We start from the raw sequence: 15,676 nt of genomic DNA on the forward strand, positions 1-15,676 counted from the left end.
CGATCCTATCATTTATGGGTGACAAATGATGTAAAAAGTTTGGCTAACTCACACATTACTTTTGCGGCTGATATAGCAAAGACCTAGGCGTTGAAAACTTATCGCCATAAGATGTTTTGTTTACGATTTTATTAAATTTTATTTACCAATTGGGTGGTTGAATGTTAGCCTGTTTTAATGCGAAAGGATGATATAAAAAACTAACTCTGGTGAACAAGGATGAAAATAGTTGAAGAAAAACATAATTGGTTGATTGACCAACAAATCGATGAGCTGGAAGTTTTACCACCCCATACCACAACCGCTCATTTACCGTCAGAAATTAGAACGCAACTAAAGCCTCATGCCAGTGATTGGATAGTATTGCAACAAAGACATAATTGGCGCTATGTTCAGCGTGACGAATTTACTCGTGTTTTTATAAAGACCAAAAAGGGCTTACAAAGTGTAAGGTCTGGCAGTGCTGCCAGTTCTAGAGAGCAGCTAATCATCGTTAAACGCAAGTCTTATTTCAAAGCAGAGATTAGAAACAATGCCTTTACAAGCAGTGGTGGGGTTGATCCTAATCAGCCCATTGGCGCAAGCCAATTAGACCCGTTAACACCGGTTGAACAGGTATTGGCCTCGATTAACGTCGATAAATCACCTGAGGTGGCTGAAAAGCGCATATTGGTGTCGCTGGAAGGGGAGTTGGCGGTGAGTTTTGTGATCCTAGGTGCTAATACTCCCACATTGTCCAGAGCTTCTGAAGGGACAACACAAACGCCTTTGATATTCGGCAAGTTGAGTGAAGATGGTCGCTATAGTCTAAAAGCAAAAATCTTGGGTGTGCCGGAGCAGGTGCTTTTTAACAATGTGCCCTATGCAGACCTACTTGATATAGAAAAAGTAAAAGCACTTAAGATTGGCGCTGAGGGCGGAGTGCAGCTGATTAAACACAGAGTGTCAGGTGAGGGTAATGTACACCTATATTTTATTAGCGAGCCACCGAGTATCGGGATCTTCTTTGATGGTACAGGCAACAACAAGTACAACGATATTTTGGACCCCTTTGATGATAAAGAGCCGACGAATATCGCTAAGCTCCATGAGTTGTATGACACTGGAAAAAAGTTTGTTTTTTCAGAATACATAGAAGGAGTTGGTACAGCGGCAGGAAAGAAAGACTCGATCATAGATTTAGCTGTTGCTTATTCATTTGATGAGCGTCTACTGAAGGCGTTGGCATCCATTTTTGAATCTATAGACACTAACGAACTGATTTTGGTTAATACCGTTTTACTTGACTGTTTTGGTTTTAGCCGTGGCGCAGCGGCAGCAAGAGCATTTGTGAATCTGGTTAATGAAATGAGAGAAGCGCAAGATATTAGATTGGTTGGTAAAGAGGTGGTATTTCGCTTTGTGGGTATTTTCGATACCGTTGCGTCTATTGGAGGGGATGGAGATAATGATCATAGTGAGCTGTATGCTAGAGATGAGTTAGACGATGCAGCTAGACTCGATCTTAATCAAGCTAGTGCTGGGGCTGTGTATCACTTAACGGCTTGGGATGAGCGGCGCGATAAATTCCCACTAAACTCATTGAAAAATAAAGGTGGAAGTTTGTTTGCTAACCATAAAGAAGATTATCTGCCAGGCGTTCATTCTGATATTGGGGGCGGATATGCCCCTATCAGTATTGATATTGAGTATCCTTTAAAGCGCATTCGTGGTATTCCCGGAAATCCAGAGCATGAAGCAAAGGTACAACAGGCGAAATTGGCAATCGAACGGCAATATCAGTGGCCTGGTATTAACGTGGATATGGTCTACCGCTTTAAAAGGCTAAGATATGGCGCAAGTCGCTCGGGAAGAGGTAAGGATTTTTACACCACATACCGGCCTGTTTGGAGACGTAAAATAGATAATACTCTTGCCCATTATGGACTGCACCAAATGTATAACGAGGCGATTCAACATGGCGTTCCGCTAAAAGAAATGGCGCGTCTTCAAAGTATCTACCCTTATGAACTTAGTCACGAGGTGGCAACTTTGGTACCTAAAGCTCTTAAAGCTGGGCCAGCAAGCCAAGCTTGGCAGAAGTTATACGAGCATTATATTCATATTAGTTCTCGGTTTACGGGAGCTGCGGATAAATTGGCTCATGGAGCTGAAAGAAAGGCAAAATACGTCACTGAAAATGGGCAAAGAGAAATGTTTTACAATAACGGATTAAAGCTCCCAAAAGTTGATATATGGACAAGTTTTAGAGTTGGAGGGAAGGTGGTATGGAGAAAAGGTTAACCCAAGTTTTATTATTTATGATTGTGATTTTAGCGTTAGCAGGGTGTAGAACAAATCAAACCATTGAGCAATTGGATATAGGTATTTCAGCTTATGAAAATAGTGACTTGATGGTCAAAATAGTGTTTGATGATAAATTTTCTCCACCTGCAGGAGCGATAGGCTGTTGTTGGGGAAATGCTCAGAAAAAAGGATCGTTTTGGGGTGCTGAAATCCCACATAAAGTGGATGTTGAATGGCGAGACTACAAGCAAGCAAAACTTTACAGAGCTTCATTCAAAGTTCAGCGGAAGAAAGCCTACCATATAATTGACGAATTGACTCCTGTTACATTTGCATCAGGACGTGTTGATGATGATGTGAATCCATTCATCATTTTTGGGTTTGGTGAAGGAGGTGAGGTAAAAATGTGGATTTCTAATTCAGCATTTGCAGGAGTTAAAGGGCGCATTTTAGAGGAAATTGGCTCGGCGCAAGCGACTTGGGAACCCTTTGAATTAACCGATGAGATGTTTAATTAGATAAGCGCCCACAATACAAAGTTAAGATAAAAAACAAATAAAACAAGGGATGTTCGACTTGGAGAAAAGGATGATAAATAAACTCTACATCATTTTGTTGCTAGTAATACTGCTTTGTAGTTGCTCTTCACATTCCGAGCTCGAAAAATTAAATATAGCTATATCTGCGTATGAAAAAAGCGATTTGATGGTGAAACTGATATTTGATGATAGATTTTCCCCCCCAGCGGGCGCAATAGGTTGCTGTTGGGGGAATGCGCAAAAAAATGGATCGTTTTGGGGAGCCGAAATACCACATAAAGTAAAAGCGCAGTGGTGGGACTACAAGCAGGGCAGGCATTATCGTGCAGCGTTAACTGTACAGCGTGACAAGGCATACGAAATCGCGGGTAATTTACCGAGCATTACCCATTACACAGGCGAAACAGAAACCGATGTTGATCCCTATATTATCTTCGGCTTTGGTGAAAAGGGTGAAGTAAAAATGTGGATTTCTAATGCACCGTTTGATGGCGTGGAAGGACGCATTTTAGAAGAAATTGGTTCGGTACAAGCGACTTGGGAACCCTTTGAATTAACCGATGAAATGTTTCGCTAAAAAAGTGAAAACTAGACGTTTTATCTTGGTACTTTCTGCATGGTTGTTTACATCGGTTTATCGAATTCCACCGAAATAAATTGCTATTTGGCGCTATCTTGGGTCACATTACTGACCGCAATTAAAATAATATAACATTTAGGATTGGAATATGCGTATTAAAGCTATCTCCGCGGGCATGGTGTTGGCCTTTTCTCAGTACGTTGCTGCCGATGAAGGCATGTGGCAACCACATCAACTACCTGAACTTGAATCTATTTTAAAGTCTAAAGGACTAGAGATTGATGCTAAGTCAATTTCAAAACTCACTGAGTTCCCGATGAATGCGGTGATTAGCTTAGGTGGCTGTACGGCGTCATTTGTCTCTCCTAAAGGTCTGGTTGTGACAAACCATCACTGTGCATACGGCTCTATTCAATACAATTCAACAACAGATAACAATATTCTTGAGAATGGCTTTTTAGCAAAACAGCCAAGTGAAGACTTGCCGGCGGCACCGGGCTCACGCGTTTATGTGACAAAAGAAGTGTCGAACGTAACGGATAAAGTTAATGCTGGGACGGACTCACTGACCGGTAAAGCACGTTTTGATGCCATTGACAGTAAGCGCAAACAACTTGTTGCCGAGTGTGAGCAAGATGAAAGCTATCGCTGTAATGTTTATACCTTTCATGGTGGATTGGAATATTACCTCATTAAATCGCTAGAGATAAAAGACGTTCGTCTAGCATATACACCAGCGATGGGTGTGGGCAAATATGGCGGCGATATAGATAACTGGATGTGGCCTCGTCACACTGGCGACTTTGCTTTTTACCGTGCATATGTGGGTAAAGATGGTAAACCCGCTGAGTTTTCTAAAGATAACGTACCCTACAACCCAGAGTCATTCTTGAGTGTGAGTGCAAAAGGCGTGCAAGAGGGCGACTTTGTAATGGTGACGGGTTATCCGGGTCGTACCAACCGTTATCGCATTGCTTCTGAAGTAGATTATGTGTTTAACACGGTTTACCCCATGGTACGTAAACATAACTCAAAGTATGTGGCACTAATTGAAGAAAATGCACCAGAAGGGTCGCAAGCTCGTATCGCCTATGAAAGCACCATTGCAGGTTACAACAACTACATCAAAAACTTTGGCTCTATGATTGAAAGCTTCAAAAAAGGCAGTATGTATAGCCGCAAGCAGCAATTTGAGCGCGATCTTAGCACTTGGATCAATGCCGATGCAGACCGTAAAGCAAAGTATGGCGCCGTGCTAAACGAATTGAGCGAGTTGGTTGCTCAATCTCAAGCTCATTATGAGCGTGATATGATGGTTGGCTATATCCACCGTTCGCAAATGATGTCTACTGCGCGTAAGCTTTATCGCTTGGCGGTTGAAAAACAAAAGCCTGATGCTGAGCGTGAGAGTGGTTATCAAGAACGTGATATGCCAAAAATCAAAGCGGGGCTTCAGCGTATGACGCGCCGCTATGATGAAACAGTTGATAAAGCGATTATGCTTTACTTCATGGAGCTTTATGCAGCCTTGCCAAAAGAAGCGCGTTTAGCTGAAATCGATAAGCAGCTTCAACTTGAAAACGGCTTCAATAAAGCAAAGCACCAAGCGCTGCTAGATGAGATGTATGCCAACTCTAAGCTTGCTGATGAAAAAGCCCGTCTTTGGATGTTAGATTTAGAGCTTGAGCAGTTAAATCAAAGCTCTGATCCATTCATTAAATATGCAAAAGCGATTTTTGCAGTGATGAAGCAAATCGAAGATGAAGAAAAAGAATTGGCTGGTAAGCAGCAATCTGCACGTCCAGCTTTGATGGAAGCCATTATTGCTTACAACAAGTCGCAAAATAAGCCAGTTTACGCAGATGCTAACAGCACACTCCGTGTCACTTACGGTACGGTAGGTGGCTACTCACCGCAAGATGGCTTAGTGGCAACGCCATTTACTTCGCTTGAAGGGTTACTGGCTAAAAATACCGATGTTGAACCATTTAACGCGCCGAAAAAGCAACAGCAGTTGATCCGCGAAAAAGTATATGGTCAATATACAGGTGGCATGAATACCGTACCGGTGAATTTCCTTTCTAACGTGGATACCACAGGTGGTAACTCAGGTTCGCCGACCTTAAACGGGAAAGCGGAGTTAGTAGGTTTACTGTTTGACGGTGTATATGAAAGCATTATTGGTGACTGGGATTACGATAAAAACCTAAACCGCTCAATTCATGTTGATTCGCGTTACATGTTATGGGTAATGGACAAGGTTGATAATGCACAAAACCTGTTAGATGAAATGAAGATAGTAAAGTAGGTCGACCTTTAGGTCGACAATCCCCCCAACGTTTAAAGGGTAGTCTTTGGGTTTAAAGGGTACCCTTTAGGTTTAAACGTTAGTCGGCCTAAAGGCCGACTAACGGGTGATATCAATTTTTCGAAAAATAATGCCGGCCATGAGGCCGGCATTATTATGTTACTTTGCCATTAACTGGCGGATATACTTCACCGGAGCACTACCAAAGCTTAAGAACTCTTCGTGGAATGTCTTTAAGTCAAATTCCTTTCCAAGCTTTTGTTTTTGCGTTTCACGGAAGTCGTAAATTTCGCGATAACCAGAGTAATAGCTGGTTAATTGTACTTGGCTCAAGGTTGCACGGCGCCATTTACCTTCGGCTTCTGCACGCTCTTGGAAAGCCCCATTCATCAGCAGATCTAAGCCTTCTTCTTTGCTTATTCCTTTTACTTGGATACCGTAATCTAGGATGGTGTTACAGATCACACGTAGATTCCACTTGTAGTACATTAACCACATTTCAGGCTCAAAGTTACCATAGCCTTCTTCTAGCATCATGCGCTCAGTGTATACTGCCCAGCCTTCAATCATCGCGCCATTGCTTAAGATACTCTTCACCAAAGACGGAGATTCGTTAGAGTAAACCAACTGAGTGTAATGGCCTGGCACGGCTTCATGAATATTTAGGATCTGCAGGATCCAATGGTTGTATTCACGTAGATACGATTCAGCTTGCTCGTCGCTCATTGAGTCCAGCGGAGACACGTTATAATAGGTGTTCTCCTTTTTGTCGTATGGGCCCGGAGCACTGATTGAAGCGCCAGCAAAGCCGCGCATATATTCAGGCGTTTCGCGAACAACTAGCGGCTTTTCAGGGTCTAGCGTGATGAGATCTTTTTCCATCACAAACTTTTCAAGTTCTGGAATTTGCGCCTTGATTTCGCTCACAAAGTTTTCACGCTTTACGTGTTTGACCGAAAGGTGCTTGATAAGCGTGGCAATCGCATTAATGTCAGATTTTGGGCGTGGCTTGTCAGCAAAATACGTTGGCCAGAGTTGATCAACAATCTTAACCATTTCATTAGTAACACGGGCTTTGTCGGCCATTGCCTTTTCATACATTTGCTTGGCGGTGTAGCCAGACTGAATATCAAAGGCAAATTTTTCTTCGTACAGCTTCTCACCAATTCTAAATGAGCGCGCATTACCGTTTTCGCTTAACTCTTTTTCAAGGTTGCTAAGGTAAGATACATATCCATTGATGGCAGATTTCGCGGCAGCGAAGCGCTGCTTGAATAGGGCTTTTTCCTCGGCTGTTAATAATGAAGTCGCGAGTTTATCAAGCAACTCGTCGTTTAATACACTAAATGCGCCTTGGTTTTGTGCAATCGCAAGCTGAGTATATTCGAGCGTTGGATTGTTAATATTGTTTTGTGCTGCTTCATAATACGCTGGCACATATTGAAGACGTGCTAAAACGAGCTTGAGCTTTTCGTCATCCGTTTTAAAGCGGCTATTGAGTATCGTCGCAAAGCCATAAGAAACATTGTAGTTTGACGGATTCCACTGCCAGCTTTTGAAGGTTTCAATATGCCAGATATCGCGTTTTAGGCGATTTTCAATCAAGTGATAATCGATTTTTTGACTATTGCTTAAGTTAGCAAGGTCGAACTGTTGTAACTTAGCCAGTTGCGCCTGAGAGAAGGCAACACTTGCATCACGAGTCGCTTGGGTTGGTACAGTGATAATATCGTCGTACTTGCCAAAGCCTGCCCAGAGCGACGCTTCTGGGTACTGTTTCCATAAGTCATTGATAAATTGCTGAGAAAAGTCAGCGAATTGTGCATTTGTTGCTACTGTTTGCTGTGAAGCTGAAGGCGTCGTCTCGACAGACGAAGGAGAAAGTGAGCAGCCAGTCAGGCCCATTGCCATGGCTAGCGCCATGCACAAGGCAGTCTTTTTCATTATTGTGTCCTATTTAATGGTTTTCGCTATCATAACAAGATTTTGCTTTATTTGCTTTGTCTGGCTCATCCAACCACACCGCACCGTTAGCCTCTTTGGCAACGATGTCATCGGGGTTGTAGATAGGGCATGATTTCATCGACAAACAGCCACAGCCAATGCAACCATCGACATAGTCTCTTAAACGTTGCATGTAAGCGATTTTTTCGTCCAGCTTTGCTTGCCAGGCTGTAGAAAGTTTGGCCCAGTCCGCTTTAGTTGGTGTTCTTGAGTCGGGCAGAGTATCAAGGGTTTCTTTTATCTCTCCTAGGGTTATCCCCATCTTTTGGCCAGCTTTAATAATGGCAATACGGCGCAACACATCCTTTTTATAACGGCGTTGATTACCGTTATTACGCCAACTGCGAATAAGCCCTTTGTTCTCATAGAAATGCAGTGCAGACACCGCAACGTCAGCTCTTTGGGCAACCTTACCGACACTGAGGTTCGGCTCGTCTCTTAATAATTTTTCAGTTTTCATAAATTAGTACTTTACCTTAACTTAAGGTGAGGTTTTAAGGTAGCACCCAACTTATTATTAGTGCAACTGGAATTGAAGATTATGAAAACAGTCGTTATTTACTCAAGCTCAAACCCCAATGGAAATACCTACCAATCTGCAAAGGCACTAGCAGAAGAAAAAAGAGCTGAGCTCATCTATTTAGACCGTTATAAAATTGGTGAGTATTGCTACAAACACTCTCACAGTGATGATGACTTTGTTAACCTTTTTAGATGGGTACTTGGTTTTGAGCACATCATTTTTGCATCCCCCGTTTATTGGTATGCAGTGACACCAAGAATGAAGGCATTTATCGACAGAATAACCGACTTTATGGACATAGAAGCGTTAAAGCCGGAGCTTAGAACGCTACGTGAAAAGCAGTTTTCGATTTTATCAACCTCATGCCAAGAGAAAGCACCGGCACCATTTACTGAGATGCTGGTGGGAACCTTTGAATATTTGGGTATGAAATTACAAGAGCAGCGTCATGTTCATTACCCTTATGCTGATTAATCGCTGTGGATTTTGTTAGGTGGGGTTGTGTGGCGATGGCTTTTAAAGATCGCTGCGTGAAGCAGCTCCTACTCTGAAGTAAATCCAGTCTGGTATAAGGCGGTTTGTGACTGGTGTTTATTTAGAGGAGGGTGAAGGCTTTTAAAGATCGCTGCGTAAAGCAGCTCCTACTCCGAAGTAAAACCAGTCTGGTAGGAGACGGTTTACCCGCCGAGTAGTTTGTGACTGGCGCGCTAACCCCCCCTTGCTACCCGACATTTCTCAGCGGAAGTACGCACTTCCGCCTATGCGAATAGGTGCAAGGTCACACCTTGAATTCATTGACCATTTGCGAGAGTCGTTGTGACATTTCGCTTAATTGCTGGCTCGACGCTTTGGTGTGTTCAGCGCCAAGGGCGGTTTGGTTTGCCACTGTTGCGATACCACTGATGTTGTCAGTCATGTCATTAAGATCTTCGGATTGCTTTTCACTCCAAGTGGCGATATTAACGTTAATATCATGCACGGTTGCGATGGAGAGGTTGATTTGCTCTAGTGCGTGCTTACATTCTTGGCTCACTTTGAGGCTTTGCTCGGATGCTGCACGGCAGCTCTCCATTTCTTCAACGGTTGTGGCGACGCCATTGTGCAGTTTATCAATGATCGCTTGAATATCATTGGTAGATTGTTGCGTACGCTGAGCTAGTGTTCTTACCTCATCGGCCACCACGGCAAAACCGCGACCTTGTTCTCCTGCTCTCGCAGCTTCGATGGCCGCATTCAATGCTAATAAATTAGTTTGATCTGCCACTTTTTTAATGACATCAAGTACTGCACCAATCTCGGTTGATGAGCGTTGTAGTTCGAGCACAGCTTGTTGCGCTGAGTCGACGCTACGAGAGGCATGCGCTATGACAGCCACATTTTCGTCTACATGCGTCAGCCCTTGGGTCGTCAGTGTGGTTGTCTCTGTCACTTTATCAAGCGCACGCTTTGACTCATTATTGACAGCTTGTGCCACTTGATTAAGCGATTGCATGCGGTTTTGCAGCGATTCTGTTTCACTGTTTTGTTGTCCAATACCAGCTTGGATCTGCTCGGTAATACAGGATAATTCCTCTGCTTGGGAAGCCAAAGAATGGGTGTTTTCGTTGATATCATGCAGTACATCACGAAAATGCGAGTTCATTTTATTAAATGCGATAGCCATTTGGGCAAGCTCGTCTTTTCCGTGGCTTTTCAGTGCAATGGTGAGGTCTTTTTGCGCTGAAATAAGTCCCATAGTGCGAGTGAGCTTATCCAGTGGCTTGGTAATATTTTTGCTGATCAAGCTAGAGAGAAAAATAAGTAATATCGCATAGCCGAGCGTTTCAGCAGTCATCAACATGAGGCGGTCATAAAACTGTTCTTCAACGTCTTGAAGGTAAATGCCAGTTCCAATTGCCCAGTTATAGTGCCCTAAGTTAGCAATATAAGAGAGCTTGCCCTCAAGCTCCTTTGTCCCCGGTTTTGGCCATTGATATTGGGCAAAGCCTTGTTGATTTTGATTCGCAATGACGACGAACTGGCTGAATGCTTCGCGAATAAAGTGTTCATGATGGTGAGTCATTGAGGTGCCATTGAGCAGTGGCTTAATGGGGTGTGTTACCATATTCCCATCGAGGTCAAATAAGAAGAAGTAACCTGCATCACCATAGCGTGCGGCATCAATGAGCTTTTTTATTTTTTCTTGTCTTTGTTGTGGGGTGAGTGAGGCCTCGGTGGCAACCATATTAAGTTGTGCAACTGTGGTTTCCATTAGGTTTTTTGCATTAATACGTCTTTCTTGCGTTAAGCTGTCTCGTAAAACGAGTGCTGATGAGAGTTGCACAAGGGTAATGATCACGACAGACAAAAGCAGACTGAGTCTGAGTTTATTGGGCACTTTCATCAAACCTAAGAGTTTATTCAGCTGCTTCATGAGTTCCTCTAGTAACAAAGAATTAGTTAAAATGACAGCGATGTCAGTTGGCGAGGATCATACTTAGAACGAACCAAAAATAAATAGCATGAACAAAAGATGAATAAGGTGTTAAGCCGTGCAGACGGCTATCTAATTGATAGTTAATAAAAATGTTAACATTCACGTTTTGTAAATAATTGTGAATGAGAACTATTTCCAATAAGTGTGTTTAAGTATTTTGTCTTAGAGAAGGATGAAGGTTAGAGGTAGATTAAGGAAATTTGATATAGATCATTGCAGATATCGCTTGAATCGAATAGCGACTTTGTTATACTCGCTGCGAATTTTCAGTTTAGACTGAAAGTTCTGAACTAATCAATTCTATCAAGATAAAAACATCAGGATAATCTGTGCCACTGTTAAGCTATGCTCGACAAACTGCTACTACTAACGACACAACCTATCAAGGTTGTGCGATGACGCGTGCGCAGTTATTCGGTCGTATTTTCAGTGTGCTAAGCGCATTGATGATGTTTAACGCGGCATTATTATTCACTGGCATGCTAGGTGATGTAGCTGAATTAGAAGCACTTTTTGCAGATAATTCACTACCTGACTCTGTTTTGGTGATGCTCGGAGAGTTTTGGGCTCAGCCTATCTTGTCATTACAATTATTGATAGGTCTTTATTGGTTAGTTTTCCATACTATTTTGCCTACACGCGCTGGCGTTGTCCTGCGTAAAACGGCACTCGCCTCTACTGAGGCTATTCAACCTCAACCGGTGCCTAGCGCACATGGTTGTCGTGCTCCTCCTTTTTGATACCGCTGCCTGTTTGCGTAATCGCAATATTTGAGTCCAGGGCGTTTGATTTACGCGATTTGGATCAGCAGTCAGCAATTCAGTTTCAATTACATTAATCGGCTACTTACAGCCCTTTTAGGGAGAATTGTAAGCTTAGCAAATGTGATTGTCCGTTTACTGTATCGATTATTTGGTAAATGGTTAGTGACTGGTATCAAAGGAGCATTTCCCTTCACTAATGCATTTTCCCTGATGGATACAGTGCAATTCGAACTTGTGCAGCATAGCTTGCACAAATAGATACTCAGCGTGCTTGAAGTTCGAGCCGCAGCTTATCGTTGAAGGGTAATCAATTGAATAAACGTAGTGTTGTGAATTATGCGTTCGCTTCATTGGGGCTTATGCTCACCGGCTGTAGTGGTGGCATTTTAGATCCCAAGGGGCAAATTGGCATGGATGAGAAGTCCTTGATCATCATTGCCACTGTACTGATGTTACTCGTTGTAGTACCAGTTATTATTCTTACCTTATATTTTGCGTGGAAGTACCGAGACGGTCGTGACCACGAGATCTATGCACCTAAATGGGCTCACTCTAACAAAATAGAAGCCGTGGTTTGGACCATTCCGATTGTGATTATTATTGTACTTGGGGTTATCACTTGGCGCTCTACACAATCACTTGATCCGTACAAGCCGTTGGAAGGTAAGGGTGAACACCTCACTGTTCAGGTGGTATCGCTAAACTGGAAGTGGTTATTTATCTATCCTGAGCAAGGCATTGCTACAGTGAATGAGTTGGTGTTTCCAGCGAATGTACCAGTGGAGTACAAAATCACTTCCGAAAGCACCATGAACTCTTTTTTCATTCCACAGCTTGGTAGCCAAATCTACTCGATGGCTGGGATGGAAACACAGCTTCACCTGATTGCCAACGAGCCGGGGACGTTCAAAGGCTTTTCTGCTAATTACAGTGGAGCGGGCTTTACGGGTATGAAGTTCGATGCCATTGCGACCAAAGATCAAGCAAGTTTTGATAACTGGGTTGCCGATGTCAAAGCTAACGGTGAAGCGTTAACCGCTGGTCGTTATGCGAAGCTGGCTAAGCCTTCGGAATATCACCCCGTTGAATATTTTGGCTCGGTAGAGCAGGGTTTATTCCACACCATAGTTATGAAGTACATGCAGGGCCATGGCGAAATGAGTTATTACGCCAAACCAGAGCATGCTGCGCATCCACATCACGGCAAGGCTGAGGAGTAATTATGTCGTTGTTTGGTAAATTATCCATCGAGGCAATCCCTTATCACGAACCCATCATTATGGTGACGTTGGCTGTAGTGGCGATTGTTGGTCTAATTGTGGCTGCAATGGTCACAAAACACAAAAAATGGGGCGTGCTGTGGCACGATTGGATTACTTCAATCGATCATAAACGCCTAGGCGTGATGTACATTATCTTGGCATTAATTATGTTAATGCGTGGTTTTGCCGACGCCATCATGATGCGTACACAGTTGGCGATGGCTACAAGCGGCGCTGCCGGTTACTTACCTCCTGAGCACTATGACCAGATCTTTACCGCACATGGGGTGATCATGATCATCTTTATGGCGATGCCATTTATGATTGGTTTGATGAATATCATCTTGCCACTGCAAATTGGTGCTAGAGATGTTGCTTTTCCGTTTTTGAATAACCTCAGTTTTTGGTTGACGGCGGGCGGGGCAATTCTGATCAACTTGTCCTTGGCATTTGGTGAGTTTGCAAAAACCGGTTGGGTGGCGTATCCGCCGTTGTCGGAGTTGTCGTTTAGTCCGGGTGTCGGGGTTGATTATTATATTTGGGCATTGCAAATATCCGGACTTGGGACATTGCTCACTGCCGTGAATTTCTTGGTAACCGTATTTAAGATGCGTGCACCTGGCATGACGCTAATGAAAATGCCTATTTTTACTTGGACTTGTACTTGGGCAAATATCCTAGTTGCTGCGTCTTTCCCAATTCTTACTGCGGTGCTAGCGATGCTAACGCTTGACCGTTATATGGATTTCCACTTCTTCACCAATGAAGCCGGTGGTAATGCCATGATGTATATCAATCTGTTCTGGGCATGGGGTCACCCTGAAGTTTATATTTTGATTTTGCCTGCGTTTGGGATTTTCTCAGAAATTATTTCAACCTTTACAGGTAAACGCCTGTTTGGCTATAAGTCGATGGTGTATGCCAGCGGTGCGATTTCTATTTTGGGCTTCATTGTTTGGCTACATCACTTCTTTACTATGGGTTCAAGCGCCAATGTTAATGCTTTCTTTGGGGTCATGACGATGGTCATTGCGGTCCCGACGGGGGTAAAACTCTTTAACTGGTTATTTACCATGTATCGCGGTCGTTTGCGGATCACGGTGCCGGTCCTTTGGACGTTAGGGTTTATGGTGACCTTTACCGTAGGTGGGATGACTGGCGTACTGCTTGCAATTCCTGGCGCGGATTATGTGCTGCACAACAGTCTTTTTCTGATCGCACACTTTCATAACACCATTATCGGCGGGGCAGTGTTTGGTTATCTAGCGGGTTTTGCTTACTGGTTCCCTAAAGTAATGGGTTACAAGCTTGATGAGCGTTGGGGGAAAGCCTCATTCTGGTGCTGGCTGGTTGGCTTTTTTGTGGCCTTTATGCCGCTTTATGTGCTCGGCTTCTTGGGCATGACACGTCGTCTTAATCATACCAACACGCCAGCGTGGAACATTTGGCTATACATCGCGTGTATTGGTGCCTTTATCATTATGTTTGGGATAGTTTTCCAAGTGGTACAGCTAGTGGTGAGTTACAAAAACCGCGAGCAATTGCAAGACACCACAGGCGATCCGTGGAATGGGCATACTCTGGAATGGTCAACGGACTCTCCTCCGCAGTACTACAATTTCGCGAAAACCCCTGTGGTTGACGATATTGACGCTTGGACAGAAATGAAAGAGCAGGGACAGGCATACCAAAAGCCTGCACATTATCAGCCTATTCACATGCCAAAAAATACCCCGACTGGAGTGCTTATCAGCGCGTCATTGACCGTGTTTTGCTTTGCCATGATTTGGCATATTTGGTGGTTAGCGGCGGTGGGTTTTGTCAGTGCTATCGCGGTATTTATTAAGCGTTGTTACACCAGCGACGTTGATTATTATGTTCAGGTTGACGAGATTGAGCAGATTGAGTCTGCCCACCTTTCTCGCGCATTACAGGAGGGTTAATTCATGAGTGCAATTACTCCCGCTACGCTGCATGCGTTAGAAGATGCTCACGAGCATGCAGATCATGACACAGGTTCAAATACCGTATTCGGTTTTTGGCTATATCTGATGACGGACTGTTTGTTGTTTGCTTCGTTCTTTGCCACTTATGCCGTGTTGTACATGAACACGGCAGGTGGCGTGTCTGGCAAAGACATATTCGAGCTGGGCTTTGTTGCGGTTGAAACCGCGGCCTTACTGTTAAGTAGTATTACCTTTGGGTTTGCTATGATAGCGGCAAACAAACAGAAAAAGTCGCAAACCTTATCTTGGCTTGCGGTGACATTTGCCTTTGGTGCGGTGTTTATTGGTATGGAAGTGTATGAATTCCATCACTTAATAGTACATGGTCATGGACCGCAGCATAGTGCTTTTCTGACTTCTTTCTTCTCATTGGTGGGTCTGCACGGCATGCACGTGACGGCAGGCTTGATTTGGATGACTGTGATGATGATTGAAGTGACACGTCGTGGTCTTAAGCCACAAACGGTAACGCGTTTGAGCTGCTTAAGCTTGTTCTGGCACTTTTTAGATATCGTGTGGATCTGTGTATTTACCGTTGTTTATTTAATGGGGGCAATGTAATGAGCCATAGTGGATCTAAAGCGTTAGCACAGATGGATGTTCATGAGCATGAACACGACAGCCACGGTAGTGTGAAGTCGTATCTAATTGGTTTTGTGCTATCCGTTATTTTGACAGCCATTCCTTTTGCTGCCGTGATGAGTGGCAGCTTGTCATCTAGCACGACATTTTGGACGTTAGTGACAACGGCGTTAGTGCAAATTTGGGTGCACCTAAAGTACTTTTTACACCTGAATTTTGTTACGGAAGAAGGTAAGGCAAGCACGCTTTCCTTTATCTTTAGTGCGTTGATTATTGTGATGGTAGTGGGGCTGTCGGTCTGGATCATCTACGAATCGAACGCCATGATGATGTATTAACAGGAGAG

General features: G+C 43.6%; 13 protein-coding genes. 10 read left to right on the forward strand and 3 right to left on the reverse strand.

Annotated elements, in window-relative coordinates; translation table 11 throughout:
- The first annotated feature begins 219 nt into the window (after positions 1 to 219).
- The 4 genes from MHN32_RS07685 to MHN32_RS07700 all read left to right on the forward strand — a co-directional run bounded on the left by MHN32_RS07685 (position 220) and on the right by MHN32_RS07700 (position 5,713).
- Positions 220 to 2,283: a DUF2235 domain-containing protein gene (locus MHN32_RS07685; protein ID WP_239421439.1), complete on the forward strand. Its 2,064-nt coding sequence runs from the start codon at positions 220 to 222 to the stop codon at positions 2,281 to 2,283.
- Positions 2,268 to 2,804, forward strand: coding sequence for a DUF2931 family protein (locus MHN32_RS07690; protein WP_045965395.1), 537 nt, complete (start codon positions 2,268 to 2,270; stop codon positions 2,802 to 2,804). Before MHN32_RS07685 ends, MHN32_RS07690 begins: the two co-directional genes overlap by 16 nt.
- Before the next feature lie 70 nt (positions 2,805 to 2,874).
- On the forward strand, positions 2,875 to 3,402 hold the full coding sequence (locus MHN32_RS07695) for a hypothetical protein (RefSeq protein WP_343224381.1): 528 nt from the start codon (positions 2,875 to 2,877) through the stop codon (positions 3,400 to 3,402).
- 151 nt (positions 3,403 to 3,553) lie between these two features.
- Entirely contained in the window at positions 3,554 to 5,713 is a 2,160-nt protein-coding gene (locus tag MHN32_RS07700; RefSeq protein WP_239421441.1) for a S46 family peptidase, read from the forward strand.
- A 159-nt stretch (positions 5,714 to 5,872) separates the two neighbouring features.
- Here the strand turns inward: MHN32_RS07700 and MHN32_RS07705 are convergent, their stop codons facing one another.
- Both MHN32_RS07705 and soxR read right to left on the reverse strand, forming a co-directional pair.
- Positions 5,873 to 7,657: a DUF885 domain-containing protein gene (locus tag MHN32_RS07705; RefSeq protein ID WP_239421442.1), complete on the reverse strand. Its 1,785-nt coding sequence runs from the start codon at positions 7,655 to 7,657 to the stop codon at positions 5,873 to 5,875.
- 13 nt (positions 7,658 to 7,670) lie between these two features.
- The gene (soxR, locus tag MHN32_RS07710) at positions 7,671 to 8,177 is read right to left on the reverse strand and encodes a redox-sensitive transcriptional activator SoxR (protein WP_010375466.1); all 507 of its coding nucleotides are present in this window, start codon (positions 8,175 to 8,177) and stop codon (positions 7,671 to 7,673) included.
- Positions 8,178 to 8,258: 81 nt separating this feature from the next.
- Here soxR and MHN32_RS07715 point away from each other — a divergent pair, with 81 nt between their 5' ends.
- Positions 8,259 to 8,714, forward strand: a complete 456-nt coding sequence (locus MHN32_RS07715) for an NAD(P)H-dependent oxidoreductase (protein ID WP_010375468.1) — start codon at positions 8,259 to 8,261, stop codon at positions 8,712 to 8,714.
- 304 nt (positions 8,715 to 9,018) lie between these two features.
- Here MHN32_RS07715 and MHN32_RS07720 read toward each other — a convergent pair whose 3' ends face one another.
- Complete coding sequence (locus MHN32_RS07720) at positions 9,019 to 10,653, reverse strand: methyl-accepting chemotaxis protein (RefSeq protein WP_239421443.1); 1,635 nt, start codon at positions 10,651 to 10,653, stop codon at positions 9,019 to 9,021.
- 392 nt (positions 10,654 to 11,045) lie between these two features.
- On the opposite strand from MHN32_RS07720, the gene MHN32_RS07725 reads away from it, so the two are divergent.
- The 5 genes from MHN32_RS07725 (at position 11,046) to cyoD (ending at position 15,668) form a co-directional block, all read left to right on the forward strand.
- Positions 11,046 to 11,456 (forward strand): hypothetical protein, encoded by a 411-nt coding sequence (locus MHN32_RS07725; protein WP_239421444.1) that lies wholly within the window; start codon positions 11,046 to 11,048, stop codon positions 11,454 to 11,456.
- Between the two features lie 335 nt (positions 11,457 to 11,791).
- Positions 11,792 to 12,700, forward strand: coding sequence for a ubiquinol oxidase subunit II (gene cyoA / locus MHN32_RS07730; RefSeq protein ID WP_235368021.1), 909 nt, complete (start codon positions 11,792 to 11,794; stop codon positions 12,698 to 12,700).
- A 2-nt stretch (positions 12,701 to 12,702) separates the two neighbouring features.
- Positions 12,703 to 14,685: a cytochrome o ubiquinol oxidase subunit I gene (cyoB, locus tag MHN32_RS07735; protein ID WP_239421445.1), complete on the forward strand. Its 1,983-nt coding sequence runs from the start codon at positions 12,703 to 12,705 to the stop codon at positions 14,683 to 14,685.
- A 3-nt stretch (positions 14,686 to 14,688) separates the two neighbouring features.
- Positions 14,689 to 15,309, forward strand: coding sequence for a cytochrome o ubiquinol oxidase subunit III (gene cyoC / locus MHN32_RS07740; RefSeq protein ID WP_010606488.1), 621 nt, complete (start codon positions 14,689 to 14,691; stop codon positions 15,307 to 15,309).
- Entirely contained in the window at positions 15,309 to 15,668 is a 360-nt protein-coding gene (gene cyoD / locus MHN32_RS07745) for a cytochrome o ubiquinol oxidase subunit IV (RefSeq protein ID WP_239421446.1), read from the forward strand. Before cyoC ends, cyoD begins: the two co-directional genes overlap by 1 nt.
- Positions 15,669 to 15,676 lie beyond the last annotated feature (8 nt).

The sequence above is a fragment of the Pseudoalteromonas sp. Of11M-6 genome, assembly GCF_022347905.1.
GTDB lineage: Bacteria > Pseudomonadota > Gammaproteobacteria > Enterobacterales > Alteromonadaceae > Pseudoalteromonas.

Coding starts and splice junctions, on each gene's coding strand:
- MHN32_RS07715 (WP_010375468.1), top strand. CDS start 8,259: ATGAAAACAGTCGTTATTTACTCAAGCTCAAACCCCAATGGAAATACC.
- MHN32_RS07685 (WP_239421439.1), top strand. CDS start 220: ATGAAAATAGTTGAAGAAAAACATAATTGGTTGATTGACCAACAAATC.
- cyoC (WP_010606488.1), top strand. CDS start 14,689: ATGAGTGCAATTACTCCCGCTACGCTGCATGCGTTAGAAGATGCTCAC.
- MHN32_RS07700 (WP_239421441.1), top strand. CDS start 3,554: ATGCGTATTAAAGCTATCTCCGCGGGCATGGTGTTGGCCTTTTCTCAG.
- MHN32_RS07695 (WP_343224381.1), top strand. CDS start 2,875: ATGATAAATAAACTCTACATCATTTTGTTGCTAGTAATACTGCTTTGT.
- MHN32_RS07720 (WP_239421443.1), bottom strand. CDS start 10,653: ATGAAGCAGCTGAATAAACTCTTAGGTTTGATGAAAGTGCCCAATAAA.
- cyoD (WP_239421446.1), top strand. CDS start 15,309: ATGAGCCATAGTGGATCTAAAGCGTTAGCACAGATGGATGTTCATGAG.
- MHN32_RS07705 (WP_239421442.1), bottom strand. CDS start 7,657: ATGAAAAAGACTGCCTTGTGCATGGCGCTAGCCATGGCAATGGGCCTG.
- soxR (WP_010375466.1), bottom strand. CDS start 8,177: ATGAAAACTGAAAAATTATTAAGAGACGAGCCGAACCTCAGTGTCGGT.
- cyoB (WP_239421445.1), top strand. CDS start 12,703: ATGTCGTTGTTTGGTAAATTATCCATCGAGGCAATCCCTTATCACGAA.
- MHN32_RS07690 (WP_045965395.1), top strand. CDS start 2,268: ATGGAGAAAAGGTTAACCCAAGTTTTATTATTTATGATTGTGATTTTA.